16 protein-coding genes are annotated in these 16,586 nt (G+C 76.5%); 10 read left to right on the top strand and 6 right to left on the bottom strand.

From position 1 onward, the window contains the following. On the bottom strand, positions 1-193 hold a 193-nt coding region (locus tag FHN55_RS23345), incomplete at its 3' end, for an NAD-dependent epimerase/dehydratase family protein (RefSeq protein ID WP_218974876.1). 184 nt (positions 194-377) lie between these two features. Between FHN55_RS23345 and FHN55_RS20575 the strand changes: the two genes are divergently transcribed. Together FHN55_RS20575 and FHN55_RS20570 are read left to right on the top strand one after the other, a co-directional pair. Beyond that, complete coding sequence (locus tag FHN55_RS20575) at positions 378-785, top strand: YciI family protein (RefSeq protein WP_139714278.1); 408 nt, start codon at positions 378-380, stop codon at positions 783-785. A 38-nt stretch (positions 786-823) separates the two neighbouring features. Then, complete coding sequence (locus FHN55_RS20570; protein WP_139714277.1) at positions 824-1,978, top strand: RNA polymerase sigma factor; 1,155 nt, start codon at positions 824-826, stop codon at positions 1,976-1,978. Here FHN55_RS20570 and FHN55_RS20565 read toward each other — a convergent pair. Both FHN55_RS20565 and FHN55_RS20560 read right to left on the bottom strand, forming a co-directional pair. Beyond that, positions 1,975-2,982, bottom strand: a complete 1,008-nt coding sequence (locus tag FHN55_RS20565; protein WP_139714276.1) for a diacylglycerol kinase family protein — start codon at positions 2,980-2,982, stop codon at positions 1,975-1,977. The genes FHN55_RS20570 and FHN55_RS20565 overlap by 4 nt on opposite strands. 160 nt (positions 2,983-3,142) lie before the next feature. Further along, entirely contained in the window at positions 3,143-4,036 is an 894-nt protein-coding gene (locus FHN55_RS20560; protein ID WP_139714275.1) for an alpha/beta fold hydrolase, read from the bottom strand. Between the two features lie 77 nt (positions 4,037-4,113). Here FHN55_RS20560 and FHN55_RS22940 point away from each other — a divergent pair, with 77 nt between their 5' ends. Continuing rightward, complete coding sequence (locus FHN55_RS22940) at positions 4,114-4,257, top strand: hypothetical protein (protein ID WP_180357977.1); 144 nt, start codon at positions 4,114-4,116, stop codon at positions 4,255-4,257. On the opposite strand, the gene FHN55_RS20555 is transcribed toward FHN55_RS22940, so the two are convergent. Further along, complete coding sequence (locus tag FHN55_RS20555; RefSeq protein WP_218974875.1) at positions 4,258-4,842, bottom strand: GNAT family N-acetyltransferase; 585 nt, start codon at positions 4,840-4,842, stop codon at positions 4,258-4,260. 218 nt (positions 4,843-5,060) lie between these two features. Between FHN55_RS20555 and FHN55_RS20550 the strand changes: the two genes are divergently transcribed. Genes FHN55_RS20550 through FHN55_RS20535 form a run of 4 tightly spaced genes read left to right on the top strand, consistent with a single transcriptional unit; the run spans position 5,061 to position 8,320 of the window. Beyond that, positions 5,061-5,936 (top strand): DUF4397 domain-containing protein, encoded by an 876-nt coding sequence (locus FHN55_RS20550; protein ID WP_139714274.1) that lies wholly within the window; start codon positions 5,061-5,063, stop codon positions 5,934-5,936. Beyond that, complete coding sequence (locus FHN55_RS20545) at positions 5,933-6,712, top strand: class F sortase (protein WP_180357979.1); 780 nt, start codon at positions 5,933-5,935, stop codon at positions 6,710-6,712. Before FHN55_RS20550 ends, FHN55_RS20545 begins: the two co-directional genes overlap by 4 nt. 50 nt (positions 6,713-6,762) lie before the next feature. Then, the gene (locus tag FHN55_RS20540) at positions 6,763-7,368 is read left to right on the top strand and encodes an RNA polymerase sigma factor (protein WP_139714273.1); all 606 of its coding nucleotides are present in this window, start codon (positions 6,763-6,765) and stop codon (positions 7,366-7,368) included. Beyond that, positions 7,355-8,320, top strand: coding sequence for an anti-sigma factor (locus tag FHN55_RS20535; protein WP_139714272.1), 966 nt, complete (start codon positions 7,355-7,357; stop codon positions 8,318-8,320). The genes FHN55_RS20540 and FHN55_RS20535 overlap by 14 nt, the downstream gene beginning before the upstream one ends. Positions 8,321-8,375: 55 nt before the next feature. Here FHN55_RS20535 and FHN55_RS20530 read toward each other — a convergent pair whose 3' ends face one another. Further along, a complete protein-coding gene (locus tag FHN55_RS20530; RefSeq protein ID WP_257571168.1) occupies positions 8,376-11,363 on the bottom strand; it encodes an FAD-binding and (Fe-S)-binding domain-containing protein in 2,988 nt (995 codons plus the stop codon). 184 nt (positions 11,364-11,547) lie between these two features. Here FHN55_RS20530 and FHN55_RS20525 point away from each other — a divergent pair, with 184 nt between their 5' ends. Beyond that, the gene (locus FHN55_RS20525) at positions 11,548-13,239 is read left to right on the top strand and encodes an NAD-dependent malic enzyme (RefSeq protein ID WP_139714271.1); all 1,692 of its coding nucleotides are present in this window, start codon (positions 11,548-11,550) and stop codon (positions 13,237-13,239) included. Positions 13,240-13,307: 68 nt separating this feature from the next. On the opposite strand, the gene FHN55_RS20520 is transcribed toward FHN55_RS20525, so the two are convergent. Beyond that, positions 13,308-14,402 (bottom strand): spore photoproduct lyase family protein, encoded by a 1,095-nt coding sequence (locus FHN55_RS20520; RefSeq protein ID WP_257571166.1) that lies wholly within the window; start codon positions 14,400-14,402, stop codon positions 13,308-13,310. A gap of 193 nt (positions 14,403-14,595) precedes the next feature. Here FHN55_RS20520 and FHN55_RS20515 point away from each other — a divergent pair, with 193 nt between their 5' ends. Further along, positions 14,596-15,789 (top strand): phosphotransferase, encoded by a 1,194-nt coding sequence (locus tag FHN55_RS20515; RefSeq protein WP_218974872.1) that lies wholly within the window; start codon positions 14,596-14,598, stop codon positions 15,787-15,789. A gap of 38 nt (positions 15,790-15,827) precedes the next feature. Beyond that, on the top strand, positions 15,828-16,583 hold the full coding sequence (locus FHN55_RS20510) for a hypothetical protein (RefSeq protein ID WP_139714270.1): 756 nt from the start codon (positions 15,828-15,830) through the stop codon (positions 16,581-16,583). Positions 16,584-16,586: the final 3 nt, after the last annotated feature.

Below are 16,586 nucleotides of genomic sequence, written 5' to 3'. Positions count from 1 at the left end.
CCAGCAGCGCCTCGAGCACCTGGCCGTGGTCGGTGAGGTCGGTCCTGAGGAACCGGGCCCCCTCCGGCAGGGCGGTCGGGCCGCCCGGCGGCGGCGCCTGGTCGAGGTTGACGACGGTGTGGCCGTGGGCGACCAGGTCGGCCACCACCACCCGCCCGAGCTTGCCGGAGCCTCCGGTCACTGCGATGTGCACACATCACACCTTGCCCGGTGCGCCTGGGGCCTGCACCACCGAGGTGCTGTGCAGCGGCTGTCGCCGCGGACGCGGCCCGGTGCGAGCAGGATGTCGAAGGACGGCCGCCGGCTCCGTCCCAGGGGCGAGCGGCGGCCGCAGGGGCTGACCGCCAGGCAGCACAGAGACCACCAGGAGGCACCCCGTGGCCAAGTACCTGCTCCTGAAGCACTACCGCGGCGCCCCGGCGGGCGTGAACGACGTCCCCATGGACCGCTGGACCCCGCAGGAGGTCGACGACCACATCCGCTACATGGGCGAGTTCGCGGAGCGGCTGAGCGCCACCGGCGAGTACGTCGACGGCCAGGCCCTCGCGCCGACGGGCACGATGGTCCGCTCCGACGGCCCCGGGCGCCCGCCCGTCACCGACGGCGTGTTCCTCGAGACCAAGGACCTCATCGCCGGGTGGATGGTCATCGACGTCGACTCCTACGACCGCGCGGTCGAGCTGGCCGGAGAGCTGTCCGCTGCGCCCGGCAAGGACGGGGAGCCCATCCACGAGTGGCTGGAGCTGCGCCCCTTCCTCGCCGAGCCGCCGGTGGCCGAGGGCTGAGCCCCACCGGACCTCGCCGGACGACGACGGGCGCCGCCGTGCTCGACGACCTCCCGCTGCGCGAGCTGGTCCCCGCGGTCATCGGCGCGCTGGTGCGCCGCGGGGCCGGCTTCGCCGCGGCGGAGGACGCCGTCCAGGAGGCCCTGCTGCGGGCGCACTCCGCGTGGCCGCAGCTGCCCGGCGGCCGCCCCCGCGACCCGAAGGGGTGGCTGCTCACGGTCGCGTGGCACTGCGCCGTCGACGCCCACCGGGCCGAGCGGTCGCGCCTCCAGCGCGAGCTGCGCGTCGCCGCAGAGCCCCCACCCGGCCCGGCGGCGGACGACGACGACGCGCTGCAGCTGCTCTTCCTGTGCGCGCACCCGTCGCTGTCGCCCGCCTCCGCCGTGGCGCTCACCCTGCGGGCGGTGGGCGGGCTCACCACGCGCCAGGTCGCGGCCGGCCTGCTGGTGCCCGAGGCGACCGTCGGGCAGCGCATCAGCCGCGCCAAGCGCACCCTGGCCGGGGTGCGGCTGGGGGAGCCGGGCGACCCGGCCACCGTGCGCCGGGTGCTGTACCTCGTCTTCAACGAGGGCTACTCCGGGGACGTCGACCTGGCCGCCGAGGCGCTGCGCCTGACCCGCCAGCTCGCCCGCACCGACGACCACCCCGAGACGCACGGGCTCCTCGCCCTGCTCCTGCTGCACCACGCCCGCCGCGCCGCCCGCACCGGGCCCGGCGGGACGCTGGTCCCGCTCGCCGAGCAGGACAGGTCCCGGTGGGACACCGCGATGGTCGCCGAGGGCGTCGAGGTGCTGCAGCGCGCGCTCGCCCGCGACGCCCTCGGGGAGTTCCAGGCCCAGGCCGCCGTCGCGGCCCTCCACGACGACGCGCCCAGCGTCGAGGAGACCGACTGGGTGCAGGTCGTGTCCTGGTACGACGAGCTGCTCGCCCTCACCGGCAGCCCCGTCGTCCGACTCAACCGCGCCGTGGCGGTGGGGGAGGCGGACGGCGCCGCCGCGGGCCTGGCCGCGCTCGCGGAGGTCGACCCGGGGACGCCGCGGTGGACGGCGGCGTCCGCGCACCTGCACGAGCGCGCCGGGGACCTCGCCGTCGCCGCGGACCTCTACGCCGAGGCGGCGAGGCTGGCCCCGAGCCTCGCCGAGCGCCACCACCTCGCCAAGCAGGCCGGCCGCCTGCGCGGCGCGGTCGGCTAGAGGCGCTCGGAGCCCTCCGCCAGGTCGGGGCTGCGCTCCGGCTGCGGCACGCACAGCTCCAGGGCGCGCTGGCGCACGGTGATGGACAGCACGGGGCTCGGGTCGATGACGTCGCCGTCCAGCTCGCGCGGGTGCTCGCGGTCGGCGCGGACCACCACGCGGGAGGCGCGGTGCACCTCCAGGTGCGGCACGTGCTCGTGGCGGCGCACCACGCCCCACGCCAGGCGCAGCCAGTGCAGGAGGCTGCGGGGGGCGAGGACGGCGACGTCGAGCTGCCCGTCGTCGGGGCTGGCCTGCTCCAGCAGCAGCACGCCGGCCTGGAGGCGCCCCACGTTGGCGACCACCACGCTGCGCGCCCGCCGCCGCAGCGGGGGGCGGTCGTCCAGGACGACCTCGAGGCGCATGCTCCGGTCGCTGAGGTGCTTCAGGGCCGACAGCACGTAGGCGACGGGTCCGAGCGCGCTCTTGAGGCGCTTGTCGGCGTCGTCGAGCATCGCGGCGTCGAAGCCCATGCCCGCCATGACGGCGAAGGCGGTGCTGAACGGGGAGCCGCCGTCGTCGGTGTCCTCGGTGGGGGCGGCCACGCCGACGTCGATCTTCCGGCGCCCGCGCTCCAGCACCACCTGCACGCCCGCCGCGGGGTCCTGCGGGATGCCGAGGTTGGTGGCCAGGAGGTTCCCCGTGCCGGCGGGGAGGATCGCCAGGGCGGTCGACGTGCCCGCGAGGCCCTCCACGCAGGAGCGGACCGTCCCGTCTCCTCCGCACGCGAAGACCACGTCGAAGCCGTCCGCCGCCGCCTGCCGGGCCTGCTCGGTGCCCGGGCTGTCCGGTGTGGTCTCGATCCACTCCGGCGCGGGCCAGCCGGCGTCGGCCAGGGCGGAGTCGACCGCGGCGCGTCGCTGCTCGAGGTCGTCCACGCGCGCCGGGTTCACGACGACGGCGCAGCGCAGGGGTCCCTCCGGAGCCGAGGTCGTGGCGTCGCGCGCGGCGGCGTCAGCAGTCATCGCGGGGATCCTCACGGGAGGTGGAGCCGGGGGCAGCCGCGCCGGTTCTGGACGTCCGCGCCGCCCATCCTGGTGCCGCAGCCCCCGCGCCGCTCGGCAGAGCACCCCGCCCGGGCGCGGACGCGGCGCTCACACGGCTCCGCCACGTCGCGGGGACCGGTCAGGTGGGCAGGTGGGCGTCCAGCCAGGCGACCACGTCGGCGGTGACCTCGGCCCGGTTGGTCTCGTTGACCAGCTCGTGCCGGGCGCCGGGGTACAGGCGCACCTCGACGTCGGTCAGGCCCGCAGCGCGGTAGCGCTCCGCCAGCGCCGTGACGTTGCGGCCGTCCGGCCCTCCGACCGGGTCGCGGTCGCCGGAGACGAGCAGCAGCGGCAGGTCCGGGCGGATGCGGCCCAGGGCTGCCGGGTCCGCGGTGCGCTCAGCGGTCGCCAGGACGCCGCCGAGCACGGCGTCCTCGGTGGCGAAGCCGCACAGCGGGTCGGCCACGTAGGCGTCGACCTCGGCGGCGTCGCGGCTGAGCCACTCGAAGCCCGTGCGCGGCTCGAAGCCGGCGTTGAAGCCGGCCAGCCCCTCGCCGGCCTCGGGATCGGCGGCAAGGCCCTGGACCACCTCGACGAGCCCGTCGAGCGTCGTCGTCCCGGACAGCACCACCCCCGCGTACGGGACCGGGCCGCCCAGCAGCACGTTCTGCAGGCACATCGAGCCGAGCGAGTGGGCGAAGGCGAAGACCGGCAGCCCGCGGTGCTGGCGCGCCAGCTGGTCGCCGCAGGCGGCGGTGTCGGCGAAGAACCCCTCCGCTCCGGCAGCGCCGAAGCTGCCCAGGGGCACCTCGGGGGAGACCGAGCCCCCGTGGCCGCGGGTGTCCGCGCCGGACACCACGTAGCCGGCGGCGTTGAGCGCCCGCGCGAACCTGTCGTAGCGGCTGGTGTGCTCGGCGAGGCCGTGCACCAGCTGCACCACGCCGCGGGGCGCGCCGTCGACGTCGTCCCAGGTGCAGGTGGCCAGGGCGAGGCCGTCGGCGGGGGAGGTGGTGCGGCCGGTGCGCGCGGTCATCGAGCGACTCCTTCGTCGGGTGGGGGGCACCGCGGCGGGCTGCCGCGGAGCGCCCGAGCAGTCCTACCCTGCGGGCCGTGACGAGCGCCACGACGGGTCGGCTGCGGCTGACCACCACGCGGCCGCGCGAGCCCCGCGAGCCGGGCCGGACCGCCAGCAGCCTGGAGCTGTTCTTCGACCTGGTCGCGCCGGCGCTGGCCGACCGCCCACGACCTCCGTGATCATGGGCGGTCGGCCACGTCCTGCCGGTCCGACGGCTGGTCGTCGAGGAGCTGGTGCAGGTGGTGGTCCTGCCAGCGCCCGGCGATCCGGAGGTACCGCGGAGCCGTCCCGATGCGGACGAAGCCGTTGCGCGCCAGCACCCTCTGCGACGCGGTGTTGTGCAGCAGGGTGTCGGCCTGCAGCCGGTGCAGGCCCAGCTCGCCGAAGGCCAGGCGCACGGTCGCGGCCACCGCCGCCGTCGCCACACCGCGTCCCGTGTGCGCAGCCCCCACCCAGTAGCCGAGGTGCGCTGACTGGAACGCCCCGCGCACCACGTCGCTCACCGTGACCCGGCCGACCACCTCGCCGTCCTCGACGACGACCAGCGGGACGTGCGTGCCGGCGGCGTGGCGCTCCAGCAGCGCGTGCAGGCCCTCCCGCTGCGACGCCTCCGTGAAGAAGGACTCCTCCCGCAGCGGCTCCCACGGGGCCAGGTGCTCCCGGCTGCGCAGGAGGAGCTCGGTGATGGCCGGGACGTCGTCCTCGGCGGCGAGCCGGACCGCGACGCCCGGCGCTGCCCCGTCGACCCCGCTGGCGGTGATCACCCCCGGCACGCTACCCCCGCCCCCTTCCCGCACTCGCGTGCTCCAGTGCGCCGCCAGGGGCCGTCGACGGCGCACTGGGGTGCGCGAGTGCGGTCCAGGGGCGGGTGTGACGCAGAGCACAGAGGTTGTTCAGGGGTGGTGCATCCACCGGCGGGGTGCCGTGCGCAGTACGGGCAGGAGCGTCGCGACGGGCGGCGCCCGGACCTCGGAGGACCCTCGTGCGCAAGACCACCTGCACCGCTGCCGTCGCCGCGACCGCCGCCTCGCTCGTCCTCGTCCCGGCCGCCGCGGCCTCCGCGGCCGGCGGCGGAGGCGGCACCGCGACCGTCAGCGTGCTGCACGCCGTGCCCGGCCTCACCGTCGACGTCTACGCCAACGGGCAGGAGCTCATCCCCGACTTCACCCCGGGCACGCTCACCGACCCGCAGCAGCTGCCCGCCGGCAGCTACGACCTGGCCGTCTTCCAGGCCGGCCAGCCCTCCACCGGTACGCCCGCCATCAGCGCGAACGACGTCGAGGTTCCCGCGGGCGCCAACGTCACCGTGGTCGCCCACCTCGACGCGCAGGGCCAGCCGAAGCTCACCCCGTTCGTCAACGACACCTCCGCGGTGCCCGCTGGCGACGCCCGCGTCACGGTCCGCCACGTCGCGGCGGCGCCCGCCGTGGACGTCCGTGCGGGCGGCCAGCCGCTGGTGCAGGACCTGTCCAACCCGGACGAGGCCAGCGCCGAGGTGCCCGCGGGCACGGTCAGCGCCGACGTCGTGGCCACCGGCACCACCAACGTCGTCGCCGGTCCGACCGACCTGTCCCTGCCCGCCGGCACCAGCACGGTCGTGTACGCCTGGGGCAGCCCCACGGCCGGAGGCGTGCAGCTGGCCCTGCAGCGCATCGAGGACCTCGGGGGCGCCCCCGGTGGCGTCGCGGCAGGCACCGGCGGCTTCCTCGACGCCGGCGGCGTGCCGACCTGGGTGCTCGCCACCTCCGCCGGGGCCCTCGGCGCGGCCGTGGTGGCCGGTGTCGGCGCCGCCGCGGTGCGCTCGCGCCGCACGGCGACCGCCACCGCCACCACCGGCACCGGCGACCGCGCGGCGTGAGCACCGGGCCCGACCGCGCTGGCCCCGACCGCGGCGGCCGGGCCGGGCGCGCTCTGACGGCGGTGGCGGTGAGCGGCCTGGTCCTCGCCGCCACCGCACCCGCGGCCTGGCTGCTCACCGGGGCGAGCAGCCAGGCCGCACCCCTGGCCGGCGCACTGCCCGCCCCCGCGGTCAGCACGACGACGACGAGCGCGGGGGCGCCCGCCGCGGCGCCGTCGTCGTCCTCGTCGTCCTCGCCGTCGGCGCCGCCGGCGGCGCCGGCGGAGGACACCGGGCCGGCCCTGCCGCGCCTCGTGCCGTCCGACCCGGCTCCGGCCGTGGTGGCGGCCGCGGCGGCGCCGGTGCGCGTCCAGCTGCCGGCGCTGGGGGTCGACGCACCCGTCGACGCCGTGGGGGCGGCGCCGGACGGCTCCGTCGTCGTCCCCGAGGACGGCGCGCGCACGGGCTGGTGGGCTCCCGGCGCCGCGCCGGGGGACGCCGACGGGTCCGTGGTGCTCGTCGGGCACGTCGACACCCCGGCCGGCCCCGGGGCGCTCTTCCGGCTGCGGGAGGCGCAGGCCGGCCAGGACGTGCTGGTCACCGACGCCGCGGGCGTCCAGCACGTCTACCGGACCAGCGGCACGGCCCAGTTCTCCAAGTCCGAGCTCCCCGCGGCCGCGCTCTTCACGACCGCGGGCGCTCCGCGGCTGGTGCTCATCAGCTGCGGTGGAGAGTTCGACAGGGCCTCGCGCCACTACGCGGACAACGTCGTGGTGGTCGCGGACCGGGTGTCCTGACGCCTCCGCCTCGGCGCGCCGCCCGCCCCCGATCCGCCTAGCGTGCCAGCGTGGAGCCGGTCGAGACCCCGGGCGGCGCGCCCGGCGGGCGCGCCGCCCGGGACCGCGCTGTCGAGCTCGACTTCGCCGCCGGCCACGAGGACGCGCTGGCCCGCGCCTACGAGAGGTGGGGGACGCTCGTGCACGGCCTGGCGGTCCGCGCGGTGGGGCCGGTGGACGCCGACGACGTCACCCAGCAGGTGTTCATCAGCGCCTGGAGGGACCGCGACCGGTACGACCCCGAGCGCGGCCCGCTCGCGGGCTGGCTGGTCGGCATCGCCCGGCACCGCATCACGGACGCCCTGCGCCGCCGGGCCGCGCTGCGGGAGCAGCCGTGGGACCCCACCGACCCCGCCGGGCCGCCCCCTGCCGGGCCGGGCTCCGCGCCGGTGGTGGAGGGTGCCGACCGCACCGTCGAGCACGTCGACGTCCGCGAGGAGGTGGAGAGGTTGGACCAGCCGCAGCGCCGCATCGTGGAGCTCGCCTACTGGGACGACCTCACCCACGCCCAGATCTCCGAGCGGACCGGGCTGCCCCTCGGAACGGTGAAGAGCCACCTGCGCCGCAGCCTCACGAGGCTGCGCGGACGCCTGGGAGGTGCCGGTGGCACCGCCTGAGCAGCACCCCGTCGACCACCCCGCCGCCGAGGAGCTGGCGATGGTGGCCGTGGCGCCCGACGACGAGCGGCTGGGTCGCGTGCGCGAGCACGTGTCGACCTGCGCCGCGTGCGCCGAGGAGGTCTCGGCGATGGGCGCCGCGGTGGCGCCCGGGCCCGACGGCCCTGCGCGCCGCCTGCCCCCGCCGTCGGTGTGGGCCGGGATCGCCGCCGCCACCGGGGTGCGCTCCGCGCCCGACGAGGCGGCCCTCCTGCGCTCCCTCGACGACGACGCCGGCGGTCACGCCCGTCCCGGAGCAGCGGCCGTCGGGGCGACGCGGGCGCCCGGGCGGGACACGCCGCCCGCGCCCGCGCAGCCGGTCCGGGTGGGTGCGCCGCCGCCGTCGTCGTCCGCGGTGCCGTCCCGGGTGCCGTCCCGGGTGCCGGCCCAGCGGTCGCGGCAGCGGTGGTCGACGCCCGTGCTGCTCGGCGCCGCGGGCCTGGCGCTCGTGGTCGGCGCGACCTCGGGCGCCCTGGTGGTCTCGCGGACCAGGGACCCCGGCGCCGCCGCCGACCCCGTGGCGGGCGCCGCCGTCGTCTCCACCGCCCAGCTGCGGCCGCTGGCCGCGGGGCAGGGCGACTGGCGCGGCACGGCCGAGGTGGTCGTCACGTCCAGCGCGGGCGAGGGGCGGCGGGTGCTCGTCACCACCGAGGGGCTGCCGCCGGTGCAGGGCTCCGCCTACGAGGTGTGGCTGCTCGACGCGGCCACCGGCGGGGTGGTCTCGCTCGGGTCCCTCGCCGACGGGCACAGCCCGCGGGGCGGCTACGTGCTGCCGGACGGGGTGGACCTGGCCCGGTTCAGCGAGGTGGACGTGTCCACCGAGCCCCTCGACGGCGACGCCGCGCACTCCGGCACCAGCGAGCTGCGCGGCGCCCTCACGGCCAGCGCTTCCGCGTCCACCGCGTCCGCCTGACGCCGCGGCGCCCCGACGACCACGGGCGTGCCGAGGAGCGCGCGGGGCGGGAGGGTCAGCGCTCCGGGGCCGTGCTGGGCAGGGCCTCGGCGAGCAGCTCCACGAGGTGCTTCGGACGACGACCGGCCAGCGCGTCCGTCTGCGTGCGGCAGCTAAAGCCGTCCGCGACCACGGGGACCGCGTCGCCGGCCTTCCGCAGCGCGGGCAGCAGCTGCTGCTCGGCCACCGCCACCGACACGTCGCGGTGGCCCGCCTCCGCGCCGAAGTTGCCGGCCAGGCCGCAGCAGCCGCCGAGCTGCGTGGCGTCCACGCCCGCGCGGGCCAGCAGCGCCGCGTCGGCGCCGAAGCCCATGACGGCGTGCTGGTGGCAGTGCGGCTGCACCACGGCCTCGGTCTTCAGCTGCGGCGGGGTCCAGTCGGGGCGGTGCTCGGCGATGAGCTCGGCCACCGTCCGCACCCGGGAGTGCAGGGCGGCGGCGCGCGGGTCGTCGGGGAGCAGGCGGGAGGCGTCCTCGCGCAGCAGGGCCGTGCAGCTCGGCTCGAGCCCGACCACGGGCATGCCGGCCAGATCGCCGTCGAGGGCGTCGAGCGTGGCCGCGAGCTGCCGCTTGGCGCCGTCGAGCTGGCCGGTGGAGACCCAGGTCAGGCCGCAGCAGACCTTGGCCGTGGGCAGGTGCACGCGGAAGCCGAGGTGTTCGAGCAGCCTCACGGCCGCGACGCCGACCTGCGGGTCGAAGCCGTCGGTGAACGTGTCGACCCAGAGCACGACGTCGGTGACCGTCGACGCCGGGCTGGCCGGGGTGGCCGATCGCCCATGATCACGGTCGGGGAGGGCCTGGAACCAGGAGCGGAAGGTCTGGCGGGCGAACGTGGGCACGGCCATGCCCGGGTCGATCCCGACCGCCTTCATGCCGGCCTTGCGCAGCGGCGCGACCTTCGCCGCGACGTTGACCAGTGCCGGCAGCACGGGCTGGCCCAGCGCCACGAGGCGGGTCCAGCGGGGGAGCCACCCGAGCGCGTAGTGGTTCAGCGGGCGGCGGCGGCCGCGGTAGTGGTGGTCGAGGAACTCCGACTTGTACGTGGCCATGTCCACGCCGGCCGGGCAGTCGACGGAGCAGCCCTTGCAGCTCAGGCACAGGTCGAGCGACTCGCGGACCTCCTCCGAGCGCCAGCCGTCGGTGACGAGCGTGCCGTTGGCCATCTCCTGCAGGAGCCGGGCGCGGCCGCGGGTGGAGTCCTTCTCGTCGCGGGTCGCGATGTAGCTCGGACACATGACGCCGCCGGAACCGCTCGCCGGCTCAGCGCGGCACTTCCCCACGCCGACGCAGCGGTGCACGGCCGCGGTGAGGTCGCCGCCGTCCGCCGGGTAGGCGATCGACAGCGGGCGGGCCGGCAGGATCTCGACGGCCGTGCGGGCTGCCGGCACGCGCAGGTCCGCCTCCAGCGGAGCGGGCCTCACGAGCACGCCGGGGTTGAGCAGCTCGGCCGGGTCGAAGGCGGCCTTGACCTCCTCGAAGGCGCGCAGGGCGTCGTCGTCGTACATGAGGGGGAGCAGGGCCGACCGGGCGCGGCCGTCTCCGTGCTCGCCGGACAGCGACCCGCCGTGCGCGGCCACGAGCCGCGCGGCAGCGCGCAGGAACTCGCCGGACCGGTCCACCCCGCCTGGCTCGGACAGCGGCAGGTCGAGGCGCATGTGGATGCAGCCGTCGCCGAAGTGGCCGTAGGCGTGCCCGTCGACGCCGTGGCTGCCCATGAGCGCCTGCAGGTCGCGCAGGTAGGTGCCCAGGCGGGCCGGGGGCACGGCCGCGTCCTCCCAGCCGGGCCACGCGGGCGTGCCGGAGGGGGAGCGGCCGGCGTACCCGGCGCCGTCCTCGCGGATGCGCCACAGCGCCCGCGCCTGCGCGCGGGTGGGGATGATGACGTGCTCGCGGGTGCCGGAGGCCGCCACCAGGGCGGTCGCGCCAGCGAGGGCCTCGGCGTCGGTCTCCCCGCCGACCTCCACGAAGAGCCAGCCGTTGCCGTCGGGCAGCCCGTCGACGTCGCCGCCGCGGGCGCGGACCACCTCCACCAGGCGCCGGTCGAGGCCCTCCACGGCGAGGGGGCCGTGTTCGAGCAGCGCGGGCGTGTGGTCCGCGGCGGTGGCCATGTCGGGGTAGCCGAGGACGACGAACGCCGTCGCCGGGGACTCCCGCACCAGCCGGACGCGCGCGCTCGTCAGGACGGCGAGGGTGCCCTCGGAGCCGGAGAGCAGGCGGGCGAGGTTGGAGCCGGTCGCGTCGCCTCGGCCGCCGTCGCCGGCAGGACCGCCGTGCTCGGGCAGCAGCGTCTCCAGGGCGTACCCGGAGACCTGCCGGCCGAAGGTGGCGAACTTCGTGCGCAGGGTGGCGAGGTGCCGGTCGGCCACCCCGCGCAGCGCCTCGACCAGCTCGGGCGGCGGCGCCGTCGTCGTCCAGCGTCGACCCAGGCCGTCGACGACGTCCAGCTCCAGCACGTTGGCGCTGGTGCGGCCGTACGCGAGGGCGTGGGAGCCGCAGGCGTCGTTGCCGATCATCCCGCCGATGGTGCAGCGGGCGTGGGTGCTGGGGTCGGGGCCGAAGCGCAGGCCGTGCTGGCGGGCGTGGCCCTGCAGCGCGTCGAGCACGATGCCGGGCTCCACCAGCGCGGTCTGGCTCCCCGGGTCGAGCTCGAGCACGCGGTTGAGGTGCACCGAGGTGTCCACGACGACGCCGGGCCCGCACGCGTTGCCCGCCACCGACGTGCCGGCGCCGCGCAGGGTGAGCGGCACGGACTGGGCGCGGGAGACGTCGACGACGGCGGCCAGCTCGTCAGCGGTCCGCGGGAAGACGACGACCTGCGGCACCACGCGGTAGTTGGAGGCGTCGGAGGTGTACTCCGCACGGCGGCGCGTGGAGGCGTCGACGACGCCGTCGCCGTCCTTCGCGCCGAGGGCGGAGCGCAGGGCGCGCAGCAGGTCGGGGGTGGCCACCTGGGGCGCGCCGGCGCTGGGGGAGCCACCGGCGGGCCTGTCGAGCTGGGTCGTCACGCGGTCATTCTCCCCGCCGCCGGTCGTGGTCCCGGCGCGCTGTGACGATCCCCACCGTCGGTGCCGCGCCACTACCGGTGCTCGGCGCGCAGTTGTGTTCGTTGTGTCACCACCTCGGGGTGCGCTCACCGACCAGGCGGGGATGATCGCCACCGGCAACTGATCGGCGACCTGGGAGACACCCGTGGGAGATCCCTCCACCAGCCAGACGACCGCGGCTGGGCTCCAGCTGCTGCAGGACCCGCTGCTCAACCGCGGCACCGCCTTCACCGAGGCCGAGCGCGACTCCCGCGGCCTGCGCGGCCTGCTGCCCCCGCAGGTGGAGACCCTGGAGCAGCAGGCCGACCGGGCCTGGCGCTCGGTGCAGGCGGTGGAGGGCACGTCGAGCACCTCCCGGCAGCTCGCCCAGCACATCACCCTGCGCCAGCTGCAGGACACCAACGAGGTGCTCTTCTACGAGGTGCTCTCCCGCCACGTCGAGGAGGCGCTGCCGCTGGTCTACACGCCCACCGTCGGTGCCGCGTGCCAGCGCTTCAGCCAGATCTACCGCCGTCCACGAGGTCTGTTCGTCGCCTACCCCGACCGGCACCGCCTGCGCGAGGTGCTGCGCAACCGCCCCCGCGCCGAGGTCGACGTCATCGTCGTCACCGACGGCCAGCGCATCCTCGGCCTGGGGGACCAGGGCGTGGGCGGCATGGGCATCCCGATCGGCAAGCTGTCGCTCTACACCGCCATCGGCGGCATCGACCCGGCGCGCACGCTGCCGATCGTCCTCGACGTCGGCTGCGACGACGACGAGCTGCGCGACGACCCGTTCTACCTGGGCTGGCGCCACCCCCGCGTGACGGGCCAGGACTACGAGGACTTCGTCGACGCCTTCGTCACCGCGGTGCGCGAGGAGCTGCCCGGCGTGCTGCTGCAGTGGGAGGACTTCGCCAGCAAGAACGCGCTGCCCATCCTCGACCGCTACCGCGACCAGCTGCTGACCTTCAACGACGACATCCAGGGCACCGCCGCGGTGGTCGCCGGGGCGATGACGGGAGCCGCGTCGGTGTGCGGCACCCCGCTGCGCGAGCAGCGCATCGTCATGGTCGGCGCCGGGTCGGCCGGCATCGGCGTCTGCGACCGCCTCGTGCAGGCGATGGTGGCCGACGGGGCGGAGGAGGACGACGCCGTCGCCGCCGTGCACGTCCTCGACGTCGGCGGGCTGCTGGTGGAGGGGCAGGCCGGGCTCACGGACGCCCAGGCCCGCTACGCCAAGAGCCGCGAGCAGCTGTCCGGCTGGGGCGTCGACGTCGAGCACCGCAGCGAGCTGGACCTCCTGACCGTGGTGCGCAGCGTGAAGCCGACGGCGCTCATCGGCCTGTCGTCCGCGCACGGAATCTTCACCCGCGCGGTGGTCACCGAGATGGCCAGCCACGTGGAGCGGCCGATCATCCTCCCGCTGTCCAACCCGACCTCCCACGCGGAGGCGACGCCGCAGGACCTGTCGGACTGGACCGACGACCGCGCCCTGGTGGCCACCGGGTCGCCGTTCCCGCCGGTGGAGAGGGACGGCGCCGAGCGGCGCGTGGCGCAGTGCAACAACGTCTACGTCTTCCCGGCCGTGGGGCTCGGCGTGGTCGCGAGCCGCGCCACCCGCGTCACCGACGGGATGCTCCTGCGGGCGGCGCTGGCGCTGGGCGACCAGTCACCCGTCAAGCACGACCCCGACGGGGCGCTGCTGCCGGAGGTGGCGGACATGCCGACGGCGGCGCTCGCCATCGCCGAGGCGGTGGCCCGGCAGGCGGTGGCCGACGGCGTCGCGCCGGAGGCCACCGACGAGGAGCTGGCCGCAGCCGTCCGCGCCGCGCGCTGGACCCCCGGCTACCGCTGACCCCACCCCTGCCTCTCCGTGATCACGGTCGGAAGGTGCCCGGGAAGTCCATGATCACGGGGAGGGGGTCAGAAGGCGTAGCGCACGGTGAGCCACGGGGTGCGCTCGGCGATGAGGTCCAGCAGGCGCTGCACCCACACCGCCTTCCACCGGGCCCGGTAGCGGACGTTCTCCATGCCGTTGTGGGAGCGCTTGGACTCCTGGACGTCGGGGCGCCACAGCGCCTCCTCGCCCTTGGGGTGCCACCCGAGGTTCACCTCGTGCAGGCCCGCGTTGTGCGTGAGGAAGATGACCTCCGCCGCGCACTGCGCCTTCGAGCGCGGCGACAGCGCGTCGTCGAGCTGGCCCAGCAGCTCCGCCCACTCCTCCAGCCAGCCCTCGTGGACGACCACCGGGGAGAGGTTGAGGTGCACCTCGTACCCGGCGTCCACGAAGTCGTCCACGGCGGCGATCCGCTCGCGCACCGGGTCGGTGCGGACGTCCACGAGCTTCGCCATCCGCTCCGGCATCACCGAGAACCGGACCCGGGTGCGCCCGCGCGGGTCGTAGGTGAGCAGGGCGCGGTTGACGTGCTTGGTGGCGAAGCTCGCCTTGGCCGTGGGCAGGTCCGCGAAGGCGCGCACCAGGTCGCGCACGTTGTCGGAGACCACCGCGTCGACGGAGGCGTCGGAGTTCTCGCCGATGTCGTAGATCCACGCGGCCGGGTCGCACTGGTCCGGTCCGGGCTTCACCCCCTGCCGGGCGACGTGCCGCTGCAGGTAGCCGACCACGTCGTCGCTGTTGGCGTAGACGGTGATCGGGTTGGCGTACCCCTTGTGCCGCGGCACGTAGCAGTAGGCGCAGGCCATCGCGCATCCGTTGGACAGCGACGGCGCGATCCAGTTGGCCGACCTGTCGTTCTTGCGGGCCGTCAGCGTCTTGCGCACCCCGAGCGCCAGCACCTCGGTCTTGGTGCGCACCCAGCGCTCGACGCTCGCGTCGTCGCCGTGGACCTGCGGGATGCGCAGCGCGGAGGAGACCTCGATCACCTCGGCGTCGGGCCAGCGCTCGACCACCTGCCGCCCCCGGGGCAGGGCCAGCGCCGCGGGTTCGGCGTAGACGGTGCGGACGTCGAGCAGGCGGCGCGGGCGGACCGGCGGTGGGACCGGTGCGGGGACCGTCACAGCAGAGCGAGGGCGGCGATGACCACCAGGGTCAGGACGAGCGAGATGACCAGCGACCCCAGGCACCCCGCCCGGTTGCTGAAGAAGAGGAACACCCCTCCAGCATCGGCGCCGCCACCGACAGCCGCCCGGTGACCATTCCGCGCCACGCCCCGCGTCCCCACGCGGGAGGGCCGCCGTTGCGTCAACGACCTTGACGCTCCACCGTCTCCCCTCGACGGCATCCATCGTTGGACGCCGCGGTCTCGAGGGGGTCCTGCTGGTCACGCTGCGCGACGTCGCGACGCACCTCGGCGTCTCGACCTCCACCGTCTCCCTGGTCCTGAACGAGCGCGACGGCGGCCGGGTCAGGCCCGCCGTGGCCGAGCAGGTGAGGGCCGTGGCGGCGGAGATGGGCTACCTCCCCAACCTCGCGGCCCGCAACCTCCGCCGGGGCCGCACCGCCACCATCGGCCTGCTGGCGGACGGGGTCGCGACCGTCCCCTTCGGCGGGTCGATGCTCGCTGGGGCCCAGACGGCGGCGTGGGCCGCCACCTGGGGCCTGGCCGTGACGTCCGTCCCGCGCGTGGTGGTCAGCGACCGCAACGCCATCGCCTGGGCCACCGGCGACGGCGGGGACCTCGTGGTCAAGTGGTCTGGCGACTCCTCGTGGTTCGGCCGGCTCGACGCCCTCGCGCAGCTGCTCCTCCTGCTCGCGGACCGAGGCGTCCCCGTGGCGGCGCCCGTCACCGCGCTGGACGGACGTCCCCGCGTCGTCGTCGACGGCCCGCTCGGGCCGCTGTCGGTCACCGTGCTCCCGCACGTCCAGGGCGACTGGCTCGACACGACTGACCGCGACGCCGTGCGCGCCGCGGGCGCCGCCCTCGCCCACCTGCACGCGGCCCTCGCGGACGCGCCCGCCGGGCTGGTCGCCGCCCTGCCGCCGACCCGCCGCGGGGCGTCCGTCCCGCTGCGCGCGCACCTCGGCACCTGGCTCGCGGAGGGCGACCGGGGGCTGGTGCCGGGGGCGTCGCGCCGGCTGGCCGCGCTGCTCGCCGACCTGCCGGAGCTGGACGACGACGTCCCGCAGCTGGTCCACGGCGACTTCCGCGCCGCCAACGTGCTGGTGCGGGACGGCGAGGTGGTCGCCGTCCTCGACGTCGACGACGTCTCCGTGCGGCACCGCGTCGACGACCTCGCCGCCGCGTGCACCTACCTCGGCACGCTGTTCACCGGGTGGGCCCCGACCCCACCGGACGCGCAGCGCGCGCTCGTGGAGGGCTACGAGTCGGTGCGGCGCCTCGGACGCGCCGAGCGGGCGTGGTTCGACGCGCTGCTGCTCTGGCACGGGATCACGGCCGTCCCCGGCCCCGACGACACCGCGGGGTGGGCCGCCGCCGTCGGCTGACGCCCGGCGCGAGCGGTGTCCGGGGGAGGGGTGTCGCCGTGCTGAGGACGTCGTGGCGCGCCGGCCACGTGCTGCTGGCGGTGGGCCTGGGCTGGTGGCTCGTGGACGAGGTGCTCACCACCGCGCTGCCGGGGGCGTGGGGCGGTCCGAACATCGGCGGCGGGCTCCTGCTCCTGCTGGCCACCGCGGTCGGGGGGCTCGGCCTGGTGGCGGTGCTGCTGTCCGGTGCGGGCCTGGACCGGCGCCGGCCGCGGTGGTGGCTCCCGGTCGCGGCGAACGCCGCCCTCGCGCTGGTGGTGGTGGCCGCGCGGATCGTCCTGCCCGGCGACAGCGGCCCCGGCGGGTGGGACTCGGGGCTGAACGGCGTCACCGGCGTGGCCGTGGACGACACGGGGAGCCCCGTGCTGGCGCTCGCCGTCTGCTACGGCTCGGTGGACACCGTCTCCGTCTACGGTCCGAACCGCGGTGACCGGCCCGACGAGCCGCTGCTGGAGCTGCGCACCGACGAGCCGGTCACCACGAGCGCTCTCGTGGACCTCGCCGACCCGGGGCCGCGCTGGACCTGCGGTGACGCCTCAGCGCTGCGCCTGGACCAGCAGGAGCTGGTGATCGCCACCGCGCAGGGCGACCGGTACGGGCTCGCGCAGGTGGCGTTCAGCGCCGAGCAGCTGGCCGCCCTGCGGCCAGGCGAGGTGCGGCGTGACGCGAACGGGCCCTCGAGCGGCTCGCAGGCCCCGCTGACGGTGCCGGCTGCCGAGTTCCGTGATGCCGTCTGCGGGGGCCCTGCGGACTGAGGT

The organism is Streptomyces sp. NP160 (genome assembly GCF_006335115.1).
Taxonomy (GTDB): domain Bacteria; phylum Actinomycetota; class Actinomycetes; order Actinomycetales; family Quadrisphaeraceae; genus Quadrisphaera.
This window is presented reverse-complemented; position numbering and strand designations above follow the sequence as displayed.